Raw genomic sequence first — 21,269 nt, forward strand, 5'->3', positions numbered from 1 at the left:
AGGCACGTTTATAATAATCACAAGAACGTAGGAAGATGACAACTCAATATGTTTCACGCGGATGATGGTATTGGGAGAGATTACCGACAGACTGACAGGTAGCGCCGAAGGAGTAAGCCGGATCACACGGTGAATCTCTCAGGCAAAAGGACCTTTACCGGACGCACCTCTGGAGAGAATTCTGAATAAGGAATCACCCACGGGGAAACTCACACACGCTTGACACAACACTAACATGACATGTGGGGTAACTCTCAGGTACAAAGGACAGAGCAGAAGGATTACGCAACGAGCGGGCTTTTTGAGCACGGCTTGTTATCCTTCTGTCTGTCCTTTTTTGGTGTTTCCCCGATAGACCATGCCAATTAAAGAGGTGAAGAGATGAGTTCATTACAACGTACACCGCTTTACCCGCTTTATTCCGATTTTCCTTCTACTCGCTGCATCGATTTCGGCGGCTGGGAATTGCCCGTGCAATTTTCCGGCATCGTGCAAGAACATGAAGCCGTACGCAAGCACGCCGGCCTGTTCGACGTCTCCCACATGGGTGAATTTATGATCAGCGGACAAGACGCCGAAGCTTTCATCCAGAACATGACCACGAATGACGTCACCCGAATTACGGTCGGTCAGGCCCAATATACGCTAATGTGTAATGACAACGGCGGTACGGTCGATGACCTGCTAGTTTATAAACTGTCGTCGGATCGATTCATGCTGGTTGTGAACGCATCCAACATCGATAAGGATCTTCAGTGGCTTCATGAACACGTCACAGGTGATGTCGCCATCCGGAACGTATCCGCGGAGACGGCACTGATTGCACTCCAAGGACCTGCCGCCGAGAACATCTTGTCGAAGGCAACCTCGGAGACGCTCGGCGATCTCCCCTCCTTCCATTTTATTCAGAACGCGCAAGTATGCGGCCATGCCGCCTTGCTCTCACGGACCGGTTATACCGGTGAAGACGGCTTTGAAATTTATTGCTCCGCCGGGGATGCGCCGGATATCTGGAGAGGCCTGTTAACCGCGGGGGAAGACCATGGACTCATTCCGGCCGGACTTGGTGCGCGCGATACGCTCCGCTTCGAGGCGAAACTGCCATTGTACGGACAGGAGCTTTCGAGCACGATCTCACCCCTTGAAGCCAGCCTCGGTTATTTCGTGAAGCTGGACAGCGGCGATTTCATCGGGCGGGAAGCGCTTCAACAGCAGAAACAAGACGGTGTGCCGCGTAAGCTGGTTGGCATTGAGCTTATTGATCGCGGTATCCCGCGGTCCCATTACCCTGTATTCAACGGTAATGGTGAACCGATCGGTGAAGTGACCAGCGGTACTCAATCTCCCTCGCTTAAGCGAAATCTCGGATTGGCCTTGATCGAAACCCCTTATGCAAGCTTGGATTCCGAGGTATGGGTCGAGATTCGCGGTAAGAAATTAAAAGCCAAAGTGGTTAAGACACCATTCTATAAAAGAGGAGCTGCCTTATCATGAAGCATCGTTACTTGCCTATGACAGATCAAGATCAGGCCGACATGCTTGCCGCCGTCGGAGCGGAGACCATCGAAGACCTGTTTGCCGATATCCCTAAATCCGTCCGATACAACGGCGTCCTCCCGATGTCGAAACGGCTGGGCGAGCCAGAGCTGCTGAAGCATATGCGCCGCTTGGCGGATCGAAATGCCGATTTCGACCGGTATACCAGCTTTCTCGGAGCCGGATTGTATGACCACCACATTCCCGTCGTCCTCAATCATGTGATTTCCCGCTCCGAATTTTACACGGCGTACACGCCCTACCAACCGGAGATCAGCCAAGGCGAGCTGCAAGCGATCTTTGAATTTCAATCTTATATCTGTGAATTGACCGGCATGAAAGTAGCCAATGCCAGCATGTATGACGGTTCAACGGCACTGGCTGAGGCAGCGGCGCTTGCCAGCGGGGCGACCAAACGAAAGAAAATCGTTATTTCCCGAGCCGTTCACCCGGAAGCCCGGGAGATCGTTCTGACTTCGGCTCACGGTCTCGATCTGGAAGTCGTTGAAGTCGGCATCGTTAACGGCGTTACCGACCCGGATGCGCTCGCCGCTGCCGTTACGGATGACACGGCAGCCGTGCTTCTGCAATCGCCGAACTTCTTCGGCTGCATTGAGGACGTGAGATTGATCGAACCCTTGGTTCATGACAAAAAAGCATTGCTCGTGCTGAGCGTAAACCCGCTGTCGCTCGGGCTGCTCGAATCCCCTGGCGTGCTTGGGGCCGACATCGTTGTTGGCGATGCCCAGCCGCTTGGCATCCCTGCCTCTCTCGGCGGGCCGACCTGCGGATTCTTTGCGGTATCCGAACCGCTGATGCGCCGCATTCCCGGCCGGATCGTGGGCCAAACCGTCGATAAGGACGGAAAGCGCGGCTTTGTGCTGACGCTGCAGGCACGGGAACAACATATTCGCAGGGAAAAAGCAACGTCGAACATCTGCTCGAACCAAGCGCTGCTCGCGCTGTGTGCCTCCGTTTATATGTCTACGCTGGGTAAAGCCGGCATGCAGGAGGCAGCGCTTCTGAATGTGCGCAAATCCCATTACGCTGCCGACCTTGTCGCCAAGGGCTCCCTATCCCTCCCATTCAGCTCTCCGTTCTTCAATGAATTCGTAGTGAAGCTGCCTGAGGGAACGAACGTGAAGGAGGTCAACTCGAAGCTGCTGGAGGCCGGTTATATCGGCGGTTACGATCTTGGCTCTTCGTACCCTGAGCTTCATGGATGCATGCTGATCGCCGTGACCGAACGGCGGACGAAGGACGAAATCGACCAGTTTATTGGTGAATTGGAGGCGATTGTATGAAACCGGAAAAAGCCTTGATATTTGAACTCAGCAAGCCCGGCCGCGTCGCCTATTCCCTGCCCGAATGCGACGTACCGGAAACCGACGCCGCTTCATTCATACCGGAGAGCCTGCTGCGCAGCAAACCGGCCGAACTGCCGGAGGTATACGAAGTGGATGTCATCCGTCATTATACCGAGCTGTCGCGACGGAATTTCGGCATCGATAACGGTTTCTATCCGCTCGGCTCATGCACGATGAAATACAACCCGAAGATCAACGAGGATGTTGCCCGTTTTGCCGGTTTTGCCAAGATTCATCCGTACCAGCCTGAGGAAAGCATTCAAGGCGCACTAGAGCTGCTGTATACCCTGCAGAACGACCTAGCCGCATTGACCGGCATGGATCAAGTAACGCTGCAGCCTGCTGCGGGTGCCCATGGCGAATGGACGGGGCTGATGCTGATTCGCGCCTACCATGAGAGCCGCGGCGAGAAACGCACCAAGGTCATCGTACCCGACTCCTCTCACGGCACGAACCCGGCCAGCGCAACGGTAGCCGGTTACGACACGATCACGATTAAATCCAATGAACGGGGCATGGTGGATCTGGATGCCCTCCGCGCCGTCGTTGGTGAGGATACGGCGGCCCTTATGCTGACGAACCCGAGTACGCTTGGCCTGTTCGAGGAGCAGATCGTGGAAATTGCGGAAATCGTGCACGACGCCGGCGGTCTGCTGTACTATGACGGAGCCAATTCCAACGCCATCATGGGAATTACCCGGCCAGGCGACATGGGCTTTGACGTGGTCCATCTCAACCTGCACAAAACGATGAGCACACCCCATGGCGGAGGCGGCCCCGGCGCAGGCCCTGTCGGCGTGAAAAGCCTGCTGATCCCGTTCCTGCCGAAACCGATCGTGTCCAAGCGCCAAGACGGCACCTTCTACTGGGATTACGACCGTCCCCAGTCGATCGGCCGCGTGAAGGCGTTCTATGGCAACTTCGGCATTCTGGTTCGTGCCTATGCGTATATTCGCACCTATGGACCGGAAGGACTTCGCCGCGTCTCCGAGCTCGCCGTGCTGAATGCGAACTACATGATGCATCGTCTGGCTCCTTATTACGAAGTAGCCTACCCGGGCCTATGCAAGCACGAATTCGTGCTGTCCGGCAGAAAGCTGAAGGAGTACGGCGTGCGAACCCTGGACGTTGCCAAGCGGTTGCTCGATTTCGGCTATCATCCGCCAACCATCTATTTCCCGCTCAACGTGGAGGAATGCATCATGATCGAGCCGACCGAAACGGAGAGCAAAGAAACGCTGGACGGTTTCATCGACACGATGATCCAAATCGCAAAAGAAGCAGAGTCTACGCCTGACGTTGTCATTAACGCCCCTTACACCACGGTTGTGAAGCGACTCGACGAAACAACGGCCGCGCGCAAACCGGTATTAAACTGCACCTGCGGATAGCGCAGGAGTTGATCCGTTACAATCGGCTTAACAGCTATCGACATGCTTTCTCAGAAGGCAGACCGCATACAGCGGCTGTTTTCTTGCCTAAGAAAGGGTGTCCCTCGCCGTACAAGCGGCTGTAGGGACACCCTTTTTAAATTGCATAATATAATTTCATGCATCCGTGGGATCTCAGATACAGCAGCAGCCCCCACTTGCCCTCATATGATGCTCTGGCACCCTAGGGACTTGGGCCGGCCCTTTGCATCTATCTCAATAAACCTACGGTCATTCCTGGTACTACCCATGCCAACGATTCAGCATCGCTCAATGGCTCACAATTTGGACCATATCAGTTCTCCGCTCACGGCATCTATATATTCCAAAAGATACTCTGAAACGCTTACTCCTGTTTTGGCTCGTCTCTTGTGCACGGGATCATAGATTAACCGGTAGTGGGCCGTGCCGTCATCACCATCCATATACCACCTGAGCGACACATCCAGCTGTTCCGCATATCGTGCGAGCGCCGAACCCGCAGAAACCGCGGCCGTAAACTTGCAAGCCTCAAGCTCACGGATTTTCTCATGAGACACACTGCGGTACAGAAGCACTTCTCCCGTCATCGTGCTTACGCAAATATTTACACGCTCCAGACGTACCCGGTATTGATCCATATACAGCGGCAAGTGGAAGAATTCCCGATCTCGCTTCTCTGCTTCGCCCTCATCTCCCTCTTGCTCACTGTTCGTTACCCCGTCTTTCCAATCCCATTTCACTTCCAGTCGCAAATACTTGGCGTATGACGGAAAAAATCTCTGCAAGAACAGCTCTGCTCGTTCCCAGCATTGCTCGCGAGTGAGCACCGTCTCTCCGTCGGAGCTTTCCGGTTTATAATGGTACGCCTCTAATCTGCCTGTGGCCTTATCTATATGTATCATGTAAGCTGCTTGAAGATTGCGAAGCGTTTTTCCCCATCGTCGTTCAAAATATCGGTCCACCGATAACGGATCGGTTGCCGATTGATCCGCTTCATCCTCGTTCATATCGCTTTTATCAAAGTACAATAATATCAGGTTTTGATCGTCTCCCCTCGGCCGATCCAGAACATACCGCTCCGTATCAATGCCCAGCTGGGCCTCCCAGAATGGAATTAAATCTGAATCTTCATCTGGGCTTGAATGTTCGGTTCCGGTCCTTGATGGGAGAACAGGCTTAACAGTATAGGCGTTATCTAAATTACCGGGATCCGCAGGCGTGATTGAAACAGTCGGCGGCAGCAAATCATGCTGCAGGTTATGTAAGGGCTCGCCCGTAACGGCATCGATCTTACGACGCCCCTGAATCGGTTCATAAACCAGCCGATGTTGATCCTCCTCCCCCTCCATGTCATATATAGAGGGATACAGTGTGGTTATGATGGGCTGCATCTCCATATCCTGAAGGATCCTTTGCTTCGCAGCCTCCGCACTAACGAGCAGCCTGTCCGGCCAAACCGGCAGCTCCATTCCCGGGAATTCTTCCGCCTTGTAAAGCACGATATTGAAATCGGCGTCAAGCCGGATCTCACAACCGGAGCGCGGCAGCGGCAATCCGCCGACCTCTGCCCTAAACTCAATCTCAACATAGTTTCGTTTGATCTCTGATCGAATCCAGGTAAGCGCTGCATAATTCGGATGATGCCGGATCATGAACGCTTTAGCTATGTCCGCTGCCTGCTCCGTCGTGCTTCCTGCCTCTATCGCGCTTCCCCGTATCGTGTCATCACGCTCTTGATCGATTTGAAGCCTCATCAGCTGACCGGTCTCCAGGCTTAATGAAACCTCAATTCGGCTGTTCTCGGAATGAGGGTCCTCCCAAATAAACGTTCTCTCTTTTTCATCGAACCCCTTAGGGGTGTTATCCTCCATGACAAGTTCATAATGCTCAGGTATGAAGGTGATCGTTCCTGCAGCTGCCCGGAGCGCCTGGATATCCATGGTCATATCCCGCTTTGCCTCCTTCTCCTTCTCTATTAGAAAGCTCTATTTTATGATATAAAGTATATAATTATATACGGCTTACTTCTACCAAGCTGACAATTTACGAAAGATGCGGTGATCGAATGAGTAACCCGACATATGGCCTGGACGTTAACCAGTATCTTGACCGTATTGGATATACGGGCCCGATTGTGAACAGCGCTTATATGCTCGCCAGGCTGCAGGAGCAGCATGTGCATACCGTCCCCTATGAAAATCTCGATATCCTTGACCGAATTCCGCTTTCCCTGGATGTTCCCCATCTCTACGATAAAATCGTCACCCGCCATCGCGGCGGATACTGCTTCGAGCTCAATGCGTTGTTTGGCTGGCTGCTGCAGGAACTGGGCTTTAAGGTCACTCATTACTTCGGTCGCTTCTGGCGGGATGAGACCGATACGCCTGCTAAGCGGCGGCACCATATCCTGCAGGTGGATATCGAAGACCAGCGATATATTGCCGACGTCGGAGTGGGAGGCGCCGGACCTCGCCACCCTTTGGAGCTGGTAGATGGCCTGGAACAAACCCAGGGGAACGAAACCTACCGGCTGGTTCAGACCGAGGCTTATGGCTGGATGCTCGAGGAGTGGAAAAAAGATGCCTGGGATCCGGTCTTCTCTTTTACGGAAGAACCTAATCTACCGAAAGATTTCATCACCACCTCCTTCTGGTGCGAGCATGCCCCCGATTCACCGTTTAATAAAACGGCCCGGGTATCCATACGTACCGCTGAAGGCAGAAACACCGTGGATGACGACGAGTTCAGAATCTACAAGTCCGGCGGCGTCCACACCTTTAAACCGGGAAATCCACAGGAATATGCCGAAGCGCTTCATACTTATTTCGGTATCCCTATCGATAAATAACAATAAACCGGGCTTCCCCCTAGCAGGGAGCCCGGTTTTTACGATTAATATTCAATTTTTCGCTCCGCAGAGCTCCACGCTTGGAATGGCAGCAAATAATCCGCTGTCCGAACCTGCTTCATGGGGATGGAACGCTGATCCATCGGCATGGCGATTTCATCGTATATGAAATGATCATCAAACCCGATCTCGGCCGCATCCTGCTTCGTGCTTGCATAATAAACGGCATCGGGCCTTGACCAGTATATAGCCCCCAGGCACATCGGACAGGGTTCGCAGCTGGTATAGATCGTGCAACCTTTCAATTGAAAATCCTCTAAATGCAGGCAGGCTTCCCGTATGGCTTGCACCTCGGCATGAGCGGTAGGGTCGTTCAACGCAGTAACCAAATTACGGCCCCTGCCGATCACTTGGCCATCCTTAACCACAATCGCCCCAAACGGACCTCCTTCCACATGTTGAACGTTTCGATGGGCTTCTGCAATCGCCTGATGCATCCAGTACTCATGATTATGATCATTCATTATGTACAGCTCCCTTCCCATGTTCATCCCGTTCCCGGTGTGCGTAATCAAACATCCTGATCGACCGGGCGGCTAACTCTCATCATAGCATATCTTCTTTCGATCTCCTTCATTTTCCAACCTTTTCGCTAAAATGGATTGACGAACCGTATACAAACGTATACAATCACGAGTATTGGTATACAAACGTATACATTTGAGGTTGAAGGAGGTTGGTTATATGCGGCAAGAGGAACCACCTATGCCGGGCCAGAGCCGGTCGGAGCATCGCGACCGGGACAGCCACCGGCAAGGCGGACGCCACGGAAGACGGCGCGAGGAAGGGCATGGCGGCAGGGAAGGCGGGAAGATGGCGCAAACGTTCCGCCGGGGACGTGCGCTCTCTTTTCTGGACAACCTGGTTGTGAAACGGGAGACCCTGAAGAAACAGGTCAATGATCCGGACCTGCAAGCTATTCGGGACGTGGTCAGCGGAGAGCTGAAAGCGGTGGACCAGATCATTCAGGAGTACATTCAGGCTTTTGAATTGTATGATACGAGGCAGTCTCAGGACGGCCAGCAATAATGGCCCAGGCCATTGATAAACCAATAACCATGACAGAGGTAGGACTTGGAGCGTGATGATTTTTGATTAGAAAGTTTTTTTCATACTATCGGCCCTATAAGGGACTGTTTGTACTGGATTTTACGTGCGCCGTCATTGCGGGACTGCTGGAGCTTGCTTTCCCGCTTGCCGTCAGCAAATTCATCGACGAGCTGCTGCCCAGCCAGGATTGGCCGCTTATCCTGATTGCCTGCATCGTCCTGCTGTCCATCTATGCGCTGAATACCGCGCTGCAGTATATCGTGACGTACTGGGGACATATGCTCGGCATCAACATCGAGACGGACATGCGGGAGAAAATGTTCTCCCACATTCAGAAGTTGTCCTTCCGCTTCTTTGATAACAACAAAACCGGCCACCTGATGGGCCGTATCACGAACGATCTTAACGACGTCGGCGAAGTGGCCCACCATGGCCCGGAAGACGTGTTCATCGCCGTCATGACGCTGCTCGGTTCCTTCTCCTTGATGGCCTACATCAACCTGGAGCTTGCGCTGCTGACCTTTATTATCGTGCCGCTGATGGCATGGCTGATCATTAAGTTCGGCGGCAGAATGACCACGACTTATCGTCAATTGTTCCGAAACGTGGGCAATTTCAATGCCCGCATCGAAGACAATGTCGGCGGCATCCGCGTGGTTCAATCGTTTGCGAACGAAGAGCATGAGAATAAGCTGTTTCAGGAAGAGAACAAGCAGTTCCGCGCCACCAAGCTGCTGGCTTATAAAACGATGGCAAAAAGCACGTCCGTCAGCTATATGCTGATGCGTTTGATCACGGTATTCGTGATGATCTGCGGCGCATGGTTCTTCATTCAAGGCAAAATCGAGATGGGCGAATTCATGGCATTCCTGCTGCTCTCCAACATCTTCTTCCGTCCGATCGAGAAGATCAACGCGGTTATTGAGAGTTATCCCAAAGGCATTGCCGGCTTTAAACGCTACCTGGAAATCATGGATACCGAGCCGGAAATCGCCGATGTGCCTGATGCCGTATCCCTTTCATCGGTACGGGGAGATATCCGCTTCGAAGGCGTCACCTTCGGGTACGAGCCTTCCCGAACGATACTGAATAACATTCACCTGACGATCCGTGCCGGAGAAACGGTTGCATTCGTCGGGCCGTCCGGTGCCGGAAAGACCACGATCTGCAGCCTACTCCCCCGTTTCTATGACGTGGATCAGGGCTCGATCACGGTGGACGGGATCGACATCCGGAATATCAAATTGCAAAACCTGCGCAAGCATATCGGTATCGTGCAGCAGGACGTGTTCCTGTTCTCCGGCACGATCCGTGACAATATCGCCTACGGCGACTTGAATGCAACCGACCATCAAATCTGGGAAGCCGCACGGCGCGCTTCGTTGGATGAACTGATCCGAAGCCTGCCGGACGGCATGGAGACGGTCATCGGGGAACGCGGGGTTAAGCTGTCCGGCGGCCAGAAGCAGCGTCTGTCCATTGCGAGAATGTTCCTGAAGAATCCGCCGATCTTGATTCTGGATGAAGCTACCTCGGCACTGGACACGGAGACGGAAGCGCAAATCCAAAAGTCCCTGGCTGAGCTGTCCGTCGGCAGAACAACGCTAGTGATCGCTCACCGACTGACCACCATTCAGAGCGCGGACCGAATTATCGTCGTCAATTCGGAAGGCATTGCCGAGCAAGGCACGCATCAGGAATTGATTCACTCCGGCGGTGCGTACAGCAGACTTCACCAAGTTCACTAATGAAGCCGATGAATGGTTTGGTTGTGGATGAAGATTCGCCTGCAAGAAATGAACATCCCGCATTAATACTGAAAAGGATGGCTCCCAGCGAAAGGGAGTCATCCTTTTTTTGCCGCGCACCTATAAGAAGCATCCTGCTGATTTTGAGCAATCAGAATATTGTTGAGAGGATCCTTGCAAATTGTCCATGGATAAGAAAGTTGTCGCAGGGAAACATTAATGGCGTACTACAAAGACCATCGTTACAGGAGGGCTATATGTTTTATATCTACAGTGTCGGTTTGCTCTTCGGCGGACTGTCGATCATCAATCTGGTCTTCTCGTACCAAACCAAGCATATCCAGCATCTGTTCTGGCCTACCCTGCAGTTTCAGTTGTGGATGCTTCCGCTCTTTGTCATTGCCAATATGTGCATCGGGTACGGGATCCGCTTTGGTTACAAAGCCACCGATCAGCTGGGGTACACGTTGATCTTCTCCAAATGTCTGGAGATCCTGATATCGTTGGGCGTGGCTTACTTGTTCCTGAAGGAGGTTCCCACCTGGAAAAACTGGGCGGGGATCGGCATTATTGCGCTCGGGATCTTTCTGGTGAAGCAGAAATGAGCGCCCCTGCGCACGGATGCCTGTTTTGCCTAAATTCATTCTTCGCCAACATCCTTCGGACATCGGTACCATGGTTATCGCTGTCTCTTCCCCATCCAGCCTTGTTCGAAGGCATAGCGGGTCAGCTGTACCCGATTTTCCAAATGCAGCTTTTGCAAAATGTTCTTCAAATGGTTCTTGACCGTATTTTCGGAAATGCAAAGGTCGCTCGAAATATCGCGGTTGGACAATCCCTCGGCGACGAGTCCCAGAATTTCCTTTTCCCGCGCCGTTAAGGGACTTTTGCTCGGGTCCGGCTTGTCGTATTGCGAAAATTCCTTCAGGATGCGGAACGCGAGTTCCCTGCTCACCGGTGCTTCGTCCACCGCAATGGCTTTCAGGTACTCGTGCCATGATTCGGGATTCAAGTTCTTTAACAAATACCCCTGGGCTCCACGCTTCAGGGCATCAAACAAATGGGCGATGTCGTCGGATACCGTGACCATAACGATCTTAACGTAAGGGAACTTGTCCTTCACCCGCTTGGTCGCTTCCAAACCGTCCATGCCGGGCATCTGAATATCCATCAAGATGATATCGGGCATCCATATTTCGGTCAGTTCCAGGGCATCCTCACCGCTTTGCCCTTCCGCCACGACTTCAAAGGTCGGATCGCTGCTCAAAATGGTGCGAATTCCTTCTCTTGCCAGATCGCTGTCATCGATGATTAACACGCGAAAAGGTTGACTGTTCATGCTGTGCTCTCCTTCCTGATGTTGATAATCGTCTGGTCGTGCCGCCTTTCCATCTGGAACTTCCAGCCCATGGCCTCGGCCCGATCCTTCATGATTTTGATACCATACCGGTTGCTACCGAGCGGCTTGTCCAGATCAAAGCCTTTTCCATCGTCGGTGACAGTGCAATGCCAGCCCGAATCCGTTGTATTCGCGGTAATCTTGACGTGTTTTGCCTCGGCGTGCTTATGGATATTCAATAAGGATTCCCTGATCGAAGCCAGCAGCTCCACCTTTTCTTTGGCTGACAGCATGGCGTCCGGAATTCCCCACTTGATGTCGAAATGCAGGTCCGTCTCCTGCTTGATTTCCTCGATCAGGCTGCTCATGCTGTGCATCCACGGAATGGCTTGCGGATCTGCCGGGTAGCGGAGATTCGCAATAGCCTCTCTTACGTAGGTGTTGGTACGATGAACGCTTTCCTTGATTTCCTGATACGGAATGTCCCCCGTACGGCCTGACTTCTCGATTCGGTCGATCTGGGCGTTCAGCAGGAACAAGGATTGGGCGATTCCGTCATGGAGCTCCCGGCCGATCTTCTCCCGTTCATGCATGGCTGCTTGCAATGCCCTCGATCGGTTCAACTCCTCTTGATTCCGTTCAATCAACGAAAATAACTGGGTAAGGAACAGTATGGAAACCAAAAAAACGATGACAGGTGCCAGCAGATTGCCAAGATCCATCGATATATAAGGCAGCAGGAACTCATGGCGAACATATTCCCATATGCCAATCGTCAAGGTTGGAATGATGAGTATCAACCATTTCATTTGTTTATAAGACATACCCTGCCTCCTATTTCAATATAAAAGTAATGTAATGACCCCGCCTTTCTTCCTACCATGTTACCATTGGTTATCCCTTCATTGTAACCAAAATCGTTCATGAGCGGAATGACTCAATAGAGCTACGAATAATCGCCGGATTCTCTCGTGCTGTAATAACCTATTTACAATTCAAGTGCTAATCGCTTATAAAGAGTAAAAGATATCCATTCATTCCATTTCCGATGAAGGGGGCTGCAGTTGGATGACGCAAAAAATTGCAGTGATCATTGTACACGGATTGGGAACACAAAAGAAAAGTTATGCGGACAAATTCATGAAAAACTTGAGGGACACCTTCTCCCGGACCTCCGGCATCCCGCATGAGCAGTTGGCCATGGAGGCCGTACATTGGGCCGATGTTTTTGCGGCACGCGAGGATGAATTAATCGGCAGCAGCATTAAACCTTACCGTTTACGTTATCAGCACCTCCGGCAGTACGTAATCAACAATCTGGCGGATGCCGTGGCTTATCAGCCCGTGGAATCCGAAGATCAGAACTACGAGGCCATTCATCGGACGATCAGCGAGGCGCTGCACCGCCTTGCCCTGTCAGCCGGCCCCCGTGCTCCGTTATGCGTAATCTCCCATAGCTTGGGGTCCGTGATCGCCAGCAATTTTTTCTACGATCTGCAATTTTCCTCCCGCGGGCATCGTCTGGTCGTTAATCCCGAAGCACCGCTGGAGCGAGGAGAACTTCTGACCTTGTTCTATTCGCTCGGAACCACTTTGCCGCTGTGGAGCATGCGTTATCGTGACTTTGACAAGCCGATCGTGGTTCCTTCAGCTCAGCTGAAGCTCTATTATGAACATCTGCTGGGTGAATGGGTCAATTTCTATGATAAAGACGATATCCTTGCTTACCCCCTCAAAAGCATTAACGAAGAGTATGACCGCACGGTACGCCAAGACATATCCGTTAACGTGGGTAACTGGCTGACAAGCTGGAATCCGTTGTCGCACAGCGGATATTTCTACAGTAAACCGATTCTCGAATATATCGCTTCGCAATTGGAAGCGACCTGGCGAAGCATAAATCAGGTTAAATAAGCAATGCCGCAAAGACATAGGATCTTTGCGGCATTGCTCTTATATGATGATCCGATCATAGAATGAACTTAAGCACCAATTCCAACGTTGATCGAAGATGGCAGCATGTTTTTCACTTTAGAAAACTGCTGTTATATCAGATGGTTAGATTCATCACCCATTGCTCTCCGATCGGCCCCATTCTTCTTCTGCCTGTATCTTTGAAACCAACACTTGCATACAGCTGCTGAGCCGGTACATTCTTATGATTCACGACCAGCACCACCTCATTGCAGGAAGGAAATTCTCTCCTAATGAACGCTGGCAGCGCAAGCATCCCTCGTTTGGCGTAACCTTTACGCTGCTGTCTTTGATCAATGGATAAAGCAGTCAACAGCATCGCATGAGAATGACTTGTATATTCCTTGACGCGCTCCGTAGCATGCAGGATAAAGAAACCGACAGGATGACCATCAGCTAAAATGACGATGGGAAACTGACCTTCCCCTAGGTTTAAAACTTCTTTCGGATGAGAGGTGAATTGGACTTGGTCCTCCGGTAGCTCGAATTCTTTCAAGACGGGCAGATGTTCTGCCGTGCGGACAACAAGCTGGATTTGTTCTGCGATTGGCATGGGCCCTCACTCCTCTGTCAAGGTGACGTTGATTTAATCAAGTCTTCTTCGCGTTGAACATTTGTTCCCGCCTAATTATCCTGTTTCTTCGCCGTACCATAGCTGTCGGAAGCTTTCGCTGGAAGCCAGCAGCTGCTCCGCCGTGCCCTCGGCCTCAATCTCACCGCCGTTCAACACGATGATATGGTCAGCATGGTTAAGCGCAGCCTTCCGATGCGATACCACAAGACAAGTCGCACCTCCGCGCTCGCTGAACAGCCTCTCCCATAACTTGCGCTCCGTCTCAACATCCAATGCACTGGATAAATCGTCGAATACGTAGAGTTCCGCATCCCGTACCAACATTCTTGCCGCGGCTGTCCGCTGCGCTTGACCGCCGGACAGCTTGACTCCGCGCGGACCCACCATCGTCTCCAACCCATTTTGCAGATGTTTGATATCTTCTTCCATTACGGCCGCATGAAGCGCGCGTTCCAGACTGCCCGGCTGCTCGGATATACCCAACAGAATGTTGTTGCGCAGTTTGTCGCTGTACAGCCTTGGGATCTGCGCAGTATAAGCACTTTGTGGCGGTATGAAGAAATCAGCCGGCTCCGTTACCCTTTCGCCGTTCCATCGGATTTCGCCCTTTTCGGCTGGCAGCAAGCCCAGCAATGTGCGAACCAGCGTCGTTTTTCCGCTGCCTATCATCCCGGTTACGACCGTAAAGGTACCGCGCGCGAGTCTCAGATTGATATTCGAAATGCCCCGTCCGGTTTCGGGATACTGGTACGACAGCCCTTGCGCTTCCAGCAGCGAGAGCGGAGGTGCCTCGATATATGCCGTTTCCATCCCGTCTTCGATCGGAGCGCCGGCAGCGTGATTGGATGCCCCATGCGGTTGCCCATATCCTGCGGCATGATGACCGGAATTCTCTTCATGGGTTCGCTTGCTCTTAACCTTGCCGATACCAATGTAATGGGCTGCGGTAAGCAGAGAAGCCGGTGCTCCTTGCAGCATGGATTTGATGCGCTGAAAGCTGACGCCCATCTGCTTGTAATACGTCATGAAATTGCCGACGTTCGATATGAGCTGGGTAACAAATGTTAAATAATATACAAAGAGGGACAAATCCCCGACGGTAAAATCGCCGTTTCGCATCTTAAGGCTTGCGAGCACGAGGATCAGGCCGGTACCGAGGTTAACGGAGTTCGTGAATACGGAGGACAAAGTTTCCGTCAGAAGTTTATCCTTCACCATGGATTGGCGCCGTTTCTCGCTCAGACTTACGAAACGCTCCACCACGCGTTTCTCCGCTCCTGCGACCTGGATCGCCTGCACGTTGGCAAACATTTCGCTGATCGCCCCGGTTACCTTGGCGGTCGATTCCCGGCTTGCCGCCCTGTATTTCTGGATGCGCGCGGTTGCGATCTGGGCTGCGGTCACCACCAGAATCAAAGGAACGAACACGAGAATCGTAAGCTGCAGATCGATGGATATGAGAATCCAGCTGGCGACAATGACGAAACCGACAAGCCCTAATGTATCTACTGACCAGCTCGTCGCTTCTTCGGCCTGATCCACGTCATCCCGGAAATTGCTGATGGCTTCTCCGGGCGAGCAAGGGATCGCTCGCGCGCCGGGCTCCTTCATGACATGCGACAGCATATTGCGGCGGAGCAAGGTGCTGATGCGGAAGCGGAAATGCACGTCTGTCATAAAGCCGCCGAAGATCAGCGCAATCCGTGCCAAGGCAGCGCCGATAAGCAGCACCGCAATCGCCCAAACGCCGTAAGGAAAAGAATAAGTGCCTTCCAAATGGTCGAAGAAGGCCTTGGTTAACAGTCCGGGCACAAGCGGGGCCATATGGATAAGGGACCACGCGAACAGGTTGATGAGGTACAACCCCGGGCGGTACATAATCAACCGCCAGAAAAAATGCCTAGTTTTCATGCCAGCACCTCCTCCATTCCAACGGCAAGCATGCGGCTGAACCGCGATTGCGGATCTGAGGCCAGCTCTTCCCTGCGGCCGCTTTCGAGCATTCTTCCGTTCTCCAGTATGAGAATCCGGTCGGCGCGCTGAACCGTAGCCAGACGATGGGCAATTATAATGCAGGTCTTCTCCTGCAGCAGACGCGAAATGGCTGCTTCGATCCGGTATTCCGTTAACGGATCAAGCCGGGAGGAAGCCTCATCAAGAATGACAAGACCCGGATCCGTCAAAAATACGCGTGCAAACGCCAGCAGCTGGGCCTCGCCCGCAGACAGGCTTCCGCCTCCAGAAGCCAGATTGGTATCCAGCCCTTCGGGAAGCGAGCCGTACCAATCCCCTAGTCCAAGCTCTTCTAACACGGATATAATACGGGTATCGGCTATGCCTTCATCAAACAAGGTCAGATTATCCCGGACGGTTCCCTCAAGAATCTCAATATTCTGCGTGACCATGGCGACCTTCCGCCTTAGTTCATGGAGCTTGCAGCCTCGAATATCGGTTCCCGCCAGCTCGATGCTTCCCTCCTGTGGATCATAGAAGCGTAGCAGCAGGCGTGCGATCGTCGTTTTGCCGCTGCCTGTACGGCCGAGCAGCCCAAGAGTCTAGCCCGGCTCAAGGCGCAGCTGCAGATTTTCAAGCGTAGCCTGCCCGCCCTCTTCGTAAGCGAAGTTAAGGTTCCGGAATTCCACCGACAATGGGCCTGACGGAAGCGGCGCGCCAGGGCCGTCTTTGATCCTGGGCTCGGTTGCAAGCAGGTCGCGGACCCGCATCAAGCTGGCATCCGCTTTTTGCAAATCCTCCAATTGGGTGCGAATCTTCTCAATAGGCTTGGCCAGCAGCTCCGTATAATAAAACACGAGATAGATGGAGCCGATCGTCAAGCCGCCCTGTCCGTTCTTCCACAGTATGGCGCACACGATAAAAGCCGCTGCATTGCCAAGCGCAAACACCAATATCGTGGTGCTCCACATCAAGAAAAATCCGATGAACGCACGAACGCGAACCGGCAGCATCCGCCTGGCCATCTCATAAAATCGATTCATGACATATCCGGCCGCCCCGTTGGCACGCGTATCTTCGGTTCCTTCAAGGTGCTCGCCGATGAATCCGTAGAAATCCGCATTCAGCTCGCGCCACCGCTTCCAGATCGGTATCGCAAATCGCCGGATATGTTGAATGACGTAAATGCTGCCGACCACAAACACCGTCATGACAAGGCCGATCCAGAAGTTCTCCCGATACAGCAAAGCCAGGATCCCGAGCATGAGGATCAGATTGCCGAACAGATGGATAATGAAACTGGAGAAGAAATTGGCGAGCGCATTCACATCGCCATCCACCCGTTCAATTAGAGATCCGGAGGTTTGGGTTTTGTGAAAGCTCATATCCAGCGACAGGCAGTGCTCCGCCAACTCGGCACGAAGCTTGTTGGTGGTCGTCCAGCCCAGGTTCTCGCTATAATAAGCAGCCGCTATGGAAACGCCTTGTTGAAGCAATGAAAAGAGAATAAAAAATCCTGCCGCATAATAAAGGGAGGTCAGGCTTCCCTCTCCTTGAGCCGTATCGATGAAATACCGGATGATCTGCGGATTGATCAATTGGAGTCCAATGGAAAATAACAGCAGCACCGTCAGGGCTGCCAGAAGCTTCTTATGGGGGAATACGTACCTGGCGAGCATCTCCCGATACATCCCAATCCCCGTGGTCCTTCGCTTGCTGTTTAACGTGTGATCGCTTTGCATTTCGTTTATAATCCCTCCGCTTCGGTTAACCCTATTGATAATAATAAGCTCCATGGTAAGATATGACAAGAACGTGGGTTCCCGTTTTTCAAATAAATTACTAGAAATCGTTATGGGACGCACCAGCACCAAGTAAAACCTGAGCCCTAGCTTCTGGATCACGCCAAGAAGACCAGCCCCTCGGCATGGGAGCTGGTCTTCTAACAGATTACGTATAGGAATCAAGATTTCTTATGTCTCTGCAACTATTTTCAAGAATTGATTGATCATTTCAGGGGTTATTTCCTGCTTCTCAGGCATGGTTGTAACGGCTGCGTTCTTGTCGACAGATTGAATGGCTACGTTGGATCTGACTCCATTCGAAGCGATACCGGTTCGGGCTTCACCATCATGAACGTTATCATGGTTGGCTAACATCATCATCAAAAAAGCACTTCCCAATCCGATCGACCACATACTCATTTTGTTTTTCTTGTTCATCGTCGTTGCTCCTTCCATCACTTGTAGTGACATACTTAGTATAAGGTCCGAACCTTAGTGAGAGATGAAAGCAATCTAAAATTCAGTTAAGCAAGTGACGATAGGATCAATTTCATGATAGTCCGTCTTTGGGCTGGATGCATAACATTGTTTTTTCATAGACTCGAACGAATCGTTCGCCTAACAAGAATAATAAAGTGATGCCGATAACGTTTATTTCCAAACCTGATCAAGCTTATCAGAATAAAAAGCAATGGCTCTCTGGTAGCTCCTGGTCCCCTCGTCATTACTGGTTTCGCTTAATTCTCTAAGCAGCAGTTCCATCGCCTTGTCATACTGTCGCAAATTGTACAAGGTCATCGCGTAGAACACCCTGAACTCCCGCGCCCCGGGGTAATCCCGCAGTCCCTGCTCGAATGTCTCCTTGGATTTGCCGTACATCCCCAATGTGCGGTATGTGCTTCCAAGTCCAAGCAAGGCGCCGCACCGTTCGGGATCCTTCAGCCCTAAAGAGATCGCCTTCTCGTAATAAGGAACCGCTTCGCTCTCAAGGCCCATCATATCATGCACCCAGGCCAGCTGATAATGGATATCCGGATCATCCGGGGATTGGGGCAGCAGCTCAAGGAGAATTTTTTTCGCTTCCTCCGGTTTGCCTTCGGCACGAAGTTCAATGGCTTGTTGTATCGTTGTCATGGGGCACATCCCTCTGAGTTTTATCCGCGTTTCCTACCTTATCTTACCAGACGCCATCCGCACTGGTCAAAATGCAACACCCGCCTCATCTTATAAATAGTCTAAAGATGAGGAGGGTGTCACAGGCTGCTAATGTTTATGCTTTGTTCTCAACGTTCAAAGCTGGCTTTTCCTCAGCCGCCATATGGGCTTTGCCCGGCCAGAACGCCCACTTGCCCAACAGCGTCGTGATTGCGGGTACCAGGAAAGGTCTCACGATGAACGTATCCAGCATAACCCCGATGGCCGTGATGATCCCAAACTGTACCAGCACTTGAATCGGAAGCGTGGCCAGTACGGCAAAGGTTCCTGCCAGGATCAAGCCGGCCGAGGTGATCACCGAGCTGGTCTCTCCAACGCCTTCTTTGATCGCTTGCTTCAGCGGCATTTGCTTCCGCTTTTGCCATATGCTCGAGATCATGAAGATGTTGTAATCCTCGCCTAACGCAACCAGGAACACAAACGAATACAACGGAATCGCTCCCTGGATGGCTTCGGCGCCCAGGCCGTAATGAATGATGATCCAGCCAAGCCCGAGGGCCGAGAAGTAAGACAAAATGACGGTTGCAATCAGATAAACGGTAGCTACAACGGATCTCAAATACACCAATAAGAGCAGCGTAATCAAGCCGATAACGACGGGGATGATCAATTTGGCATCATGCTCGCCAGCGATCTCGGTGTCGTACTGGGTAGCCGTTTGACCGGAGATCCACACGGCTTCGGCCGGATTGCCGACACCTGCCTTCTCCAGTGAAGCCTCCGCGATCTCCCGAAGATCCGGAATGTGCTGCATTGCTTCCATGGAGTAAGGATTCATGGACAGCTCGATTTCATAACCGATGATATCGTTATTCTCGGCCCCATTCTGCGGCTCGGATACGCGATCCACGTAATCCAGCGCTTTCAGCCGCTCCTCGAGGTCCAAAGCTTGCCCCCCGCTGTCCACCATCACGCAAACCGGCGCAAGCTCTCCTTCCGAGAACTGCTCGCCGATGACGGCGAATCCTTCACGCGAAGGTACATCCTCAGGGAAAGAGGATAAGAGATCGTAAGTGAACTTGATTTGGGACGAGAACGTCGCGAGTCCACCCAGTAATACCAATGCTGCCAAAACGACGGTCCAAGGCTTCGTTGTCACCAAGCGGCCGATCCGGCTCTCCTTCTCCTTGTGAGGGGCAGGAACCGGCTTTCCTTTTTTCCGGGCGCGTTCCGCTTGCATCTCCGGGGTTCTCGGAATGAAAGGATAGAACGAACCTCTGCCGAAAATAGCCAACAATGCGGGCACCAATGTCAGACTGGCTATAAACATGATGAGAATCGACAAACTGAAAGGCACGGCAAAACGTTGATATGCCCCGTACTGAGCCAGCAGCAGCGCGAACAGAGACAATACAACCGTGAAGCCGCTCATCGCAATAGCGCCTGATGAGCTGGTAATCGCCTGAAACAAGGCCTTGCGTTTATCGGGCTCGTGCCATAACAGCTGGCGGAATCTCGAGATCAGGAACAAGCAATAATCCGTTCCGGCTCCAAAGAGCAGCACGGTCATAATGGCGATGGACTGGGAATCCACCGTGATCCAGCCTTGATCCGCCATGAACCCGAGAATCGGGCTTGTTACCATATACGCAAAGCCGACCGCAACCAAAGGAATCAGGGCCAGAATCGGTGAACGGTAAATCAACAGCAGCAATATCAGAACAAGAAGCACGGTTGCAATCATGAGCGATACGTCGGCATCCTCAAACAATCCGGTTGCATCAATAGATATTCCCACCGGTCCCGTTACGCGAGCGCTGATTCCGTCTCCGCTCTGAACGGCAGCCTGAAACGGATTGCTGCCCAGCAATTGTTCCGACCGCTTCTCCAGCTCGGCCGTTCCTTCCTTAAGCTGGTCCGTCTCCTGATCTTCTTCAAAAAATACAGGCATCACCAGCGTGCTCCGATCCTCTGATAACTGTGCGCTTAAGGCTTGCGGAGGCAGCTGATGGAAAGGAACGACGAACGTCTGATACGGGAGCGGATCGGACTCAAGGCTTGCCGTCAATTCCTGCAGCTTGGTCAGATCCTCTTCGTTTAATCCGCTTTCTTTATGCCATACGACGAGAGCCGGCACGCCGCCGTTGCTCGGAAATTCCTTGTCGGCCATCGCTTCCGCTACGACGGACGGAACATCCTCCTTCAGATTGGCTGCATTGTTATCCTCTTTATCTCCAACAGCCGGCCATAGCAAATTCAACGCCAGCGCGATGAGTATCCATACACAGAGCGTGACCCATTTGCTTCGCTTTCCCGCTACCCATTTTCCGTAATTCGGTCCTGATCCGTGCATATGCAGATCCTCTCCATTCCTACGTAGTCTTTGTACTTCATCATGGTTCTTCCTTCGTAAACCTTTCGATGCAACATTGCAAATTAATTATATATACCGGTCGGTTAATATTCAAT

General features: G+C 52.2%; 17 protein-coding genes, 1 pseudogene and 2 riboswitches. Of the genes and pseudogenes, 8 read left to right on the forward strand and 10 right to left on the reverse strand.

The genetic code is table 11. From position 1 onward, the window contains the following. The first annotated feature begins 61 nt into the window (after positions 1-61). Positions 62-164: riboswitch (glycine riboswitch) on the forward strand. Positions 165-167: 3 nt separating this feature from the next. Continuing rightward, positions 168-273, forward strand: a riboswitch (glycine riboswitch). A 108-nt stretch (positions 274-381) separates the two neighbouring features. The 3 genes from gcvT to gcvPB are packed head-to-tail and all read left to right on the forward strand — an operon-like array spanning position 382 to position 4,294. Then, positions 382-1,494 (forward strand): glycine cleavage system aminomethyltransferase GcvT, encoded by a 1,113-nt coding sequence (gene gcvT / locus P0X86_RS18620; RefSeq protein ID WP_096774154.1) that lies wholly within the window; start codon positions 382-384, stop codon positions 1,492-1,494. Continuing rightward, positions 1,491-2,840: an aminomethyl-transferring glycine dehydrogenase subunit GcvPA gene (gene gcvPA, locus P0X86_RS18625; protein WP_277746164.1), complete on the forward strand. Its 1,350-nt coding sequence runs from the start codon at positions 1,491-1,493 to the stop codon at positions 2,838-2,840. Before gcvT ends, gcvPA begins: the two co-directional genes overlap by 4 nt. Continuing rightward, on the forward strand, positions 2,837-4,294 hold the full coding sequence (gene gcvPB / locus P0X86_RS18630; protein WP_277746165.1) for an aminomethyl-transferring glycine dehydrogenase subunit GcvPB: 1,458 nt from the start codon (positions 2,837-2,839) through the stop codon (positions 4,292-4,294). Before gcvPA ends, gcvPB begins: the two co-directional genes overlap by 4 nt. A gap of 317 nt (positions 4,295-4,611) precedes the next feature. Here the strand turns inward: gcvPB and P0X86_RS18635 are convergent, their stop codons facing one another. Beyond that, positions 4,612-6,261, reverse strand: a complete 1,650-nt coding sequence (locus P0X86_RS18635; protein WP_277746166.1) for a DUF4901 domain-containing protein — start codon at positions 6,259-6,261, stop codon at positions 4,612-4,614. A 119-nt stretch (positions 6,262-6,380) separates the two neighbouring features. On the opposite strand from P0X86_RS18635, the gene P0X86_RS18640 reads away from it, so the two are divergent. Next, a complete protein-coding gene (locus P0X86_RS18640) occupies positions 6,381-7,163 on the forward strand; it encodes an arylamine N-acetyltransferase family protein (RefSeq protein WP_192571543.1) in 783 nt (260 codons plus the stop codon). Positions 7,164-7,207: 44 nt separating this feature from the next. Here P0X86_RS18640 and P0X86_RS18645 read toward each other — a convergent pair whose 3' ends face one another. After that, positions 7,208-7,687, reverse strand: a complete 480-nt coding sequence (locus P0X86_RS18645; RefSeq protein ID WP_096774159.1) for a nucleoside deaminase — start codon at positions 7,685-7,687, stop codon at positions 7,208-7,210. A 220-nt stretch (positions 7,688-7,907) separates the two neighbouring features. Between P0X86_RS18645 and P0X86_RS18650 the strand changes: the two genes are divergently transcribed. The 3 genes from P0X86_RS18650 to P0X86_RS18660 all read left to right on the forward strand — a co-directional run bounded on the left by P0X86_RS18650 (position 7,908) and on the right by P0X86_RS18660 (position 10,626). After that, positions 7,908-8,252: a hypothetical protein gene (locus tag P0X86_RS18650; protein ID WP_096774160.1), complete on the forward strand. Its 345-nt coding sequence runs from the start codon at positions 7,908-7,910 to the stop codon at positions 8,250-8,252. Between the two features lie 62 nt (positions 8,253-8,314). Beyond that, a complete protein-coding gene (locus P0X86_RS18655) occupies positions 8,315-10,021 on the forward strand; it encodes an ABC transporter ATP-binding protein (RefSeq protein ID WP_015735862.1) in 1,707 nt (568 codons plus the stop codon). A 257-nt stretch (positions 10,022-10,278) separates the two neighbouring features. Further along, entirely contained in the window at positions 10,279-10,626 is a 348-nt protein-coding gene (locus tag P0X86_RS18660; protein ID WP_015735863.1) for a hypothetical protein, read from the forward strand. 74 nt (positions 10,627-10,700) lie between these two features. On the opposite strand, the gene P0X86_RS18665 is transcribed toward P0X86_RS18660, so the two are convergent. Next, complete coding sequence (locus tag P0X86_RS18665; protein ID WP_277746167.1) at positions 10,701-11,360, reverse strand: response regulator; 660 nt, start codon at positions 11,358-11,360, stop codon at positions 10,701-10,703. Next, positions 11,357-12,184, reverse strand: a complete 828-nt coding sequence (locus P0X86_RS18670) for a sensor histidine kinase (protein WP_036660854.1) — start codon at positions 12,182-12,184, stop codon at positions 11,357-11,359. Before P0X86_RS18670 ends, P0X86_RS18665 begins: the two co-directional genes overlap by 4 nt. 244 nt (positions 12,185-12,428) lie before the next feature. Here P0X86_RS18670 and P0X86_RS18675 point away from each other — a divergent pair, with 244 nt between their 5' ends. Further along, on the forward strand, positions 12,429-13,274 hold the full coding sequence (locus P0X86_RS18675) for a chemotaxis protein (RefSeq protein ID WP_145038061.1): 846 nt from the start codon (positions 12,429-12,431) through the stop codon (positions 13,272-13,274). A gap of 136 nt (positions 13,275-13,410) precedes the next feature. Here P0X86_RS18675 and P0X86_RS18680 read toward each other — a convergent pair whose 3' ends face one another. The 6 genes and pseudogenes from P0X86_RS18680 to P0X86_RS18705 form a co-directional block, all read right to left on the reverse strand. Beyond that, a complete protein-coding gene (locus P0X86_RS18680) occupies positions 13,411-13,887 on the reverse strand; it encodes a GNAT family N-acetyltransferase (protein WP_277746168.1) in 477 nt (158 codons plus the stop codon). Positions 13,888-13,962: 75 nt separating this feature from the next. Further along, the gene (locus tag P0X86_RS18685) at positions 13,963-15,819 is read right to left on the reverse strand and encodes an ABC transporter ATP-binding protein (RefSeq protein ID WP_213578969.1); all 1,857 of its coding nucleotides are present in this window, start codon (positions 15,817-15,819) and stop codon (positions 13,963-13,965) included. Then, a pseudogene (locus tag P0X86_RS18690) lies at positions 15,816-17,603 on the reverse strand (ABC transporter ATP-binding protein). The gene P0X86_RS18685 and the pseudogene P0X86_RS18690 overlap by 4 nt, the downstream one beginning before the upstream one ends. A gap of 231 nt (positions 17,604-17,834) precedes the next feature. Continuing rightward, positions 17,835-18,083: a hypothetical protein gene (locus P0X86_RS18695; protein ID WP_277746169.1), complete on the reverse strand. Its 249-nt coding sequence runs from the start codon at positions 18,081-18,083 to the stop codon at positions 17,835-17,837. 213 nt (positions 18,084-18,296) lie between these two features. Next, a complete protein-coding gene (locus P0X86_RS18700; protein ID WP_096774167.1) occupies positions 18,297-18,779 on the reverse strand; it encodes a tetratricopeptide repeat protein in 483 nt (160 codons plus the stop codon). A 136-nt stretch (positions 18,780-18,915) separates the two neighbouring features. Beyond that, on the reverse strand, positions 18,916-21,153 hold the full coding sequence (locus P0X86_RS18705; RefSeq protein WP_277746170.1) for an MMPL family transporter: 2,238 nt from the start codon (positions 21,151-21,153) through the stop codon (positions 18,916-18,918). Positions 21,154-21,269 lie beyond the last annotated feature (116 nt).

The organism is Paenibacillus sp. BR1-192 (assembly GCF_029542445.1).
Lineage (GTDB): Bacteria > Bacillota > Bacilli > Paenibacillales > Paenibacillaceae > Paenibacillus_AQ > Paenibacillus_AQ lautus_A.

Coding starts and splice junctions, on each gene's coding strand:
- gcvT (WP_096774154.1), top strand. CDS start 382: ATGAGTTCATTACAACGTACACCGCTTTACCCGCTTTATTCCGATTTT.
- gcvPA (WP_277746164.1), top strand. CDS start 1,491: ATGAAGCATCGTTACTTGCCTATGACAGATCAAGATCAGGCCGACATG.
- gcvPB (WP_277746165.1), top strand. CDS start 2,837: ATGAAACCGGAAAAAGCCTTGATATTTGAACTCAGCAAGCCCGGCCGC.
- P0X86_RS18635 (WP_277746166.1), bottom strand. CDS start 6,261: ATGACCATGGATATCCAGGCGCTCCGGGCAGCTGCAGGAACGATCACC.
- P0X86_RS18640 (WP_192571543.1), top strand. CDS start 6,381: ATGAGTAACCCGACATATGGCCTGGACGTTAACCAGTATCTTGACCGT.
- P0X86_RS18645 (WP_096774159.1), bottom strand. CDS start 7,687: ATGAATGATCATAATCATGAGTACTGGATGCATCAGGCGATTGCAGAA.
- P0X86_RS18650 (WP_096774160.1), top strand. CDS start 7,908: ATGCGGCAAGAGGAACCACCTATGCCGGGCCAGAGCCGGTCGGAGCAT.
- P0X86_RS18660 (WP_015735863.1), top strand. CDS start 10,279: ATGTTTTATATCTACAGTGTCGGTTTGCTCTTCGGCGGACTGTCGATC.
- P0X86_RS18665 (WP_277746167.1), bottom strand. CDS start 11,360: ATGAACAGTCAACCTTTTCGCGTGTTAATCATCGATGACAGCGATCTG.
- P0X86_RS18670 (WP_036660854.1), bottom strand. CDS start 12,184: ATGTCTTATAAACAAATGAAATGGTTGATACTCATCATTCCAACCTTG.
- P0X86_RS18675 (WP_145038061.1), top strand. CDS start 12,429: ATGACGCAAAAAATTGCAGTGATCATTGTACACGGATTGGGAACACAA.
- P0X86_RS18680 (WP_277746168.1), bottom strand. CDS start 13,887: ATGCCAATCGCAGAACAAATCCAGCTTGTTGTCCGCACGGCAGAACAT.
- P0X86_RS18685 (WP_213578969.1), bottom strand. CDS start 15,819: ATGAAAACTAGGCATTTTTTCTGGCGGTTGATTATGTACCGCCCGGGG.
- P0X86_RS18695 (WP_277746169.1), bottom strand. CDS start 18,083: ATGAACAAGAAAAACAAAATGAGTATGTGGTCGATCGGATTGGGAAGT.
- P0X86_RS18700 (WP_096774167.1), bottom strand. CDS start 18,779: ATGACAACGATACAACAAGCCATTGAACTTCGTGCCGAAGGCAAACCG.
- P0X86_RS18705 (WP_277746170.1), bottom strand. CDS start 21,153: ATGCACGGATCAGGACCGAATTACGGAAAATGGGTAGCGGGAAAGCGA.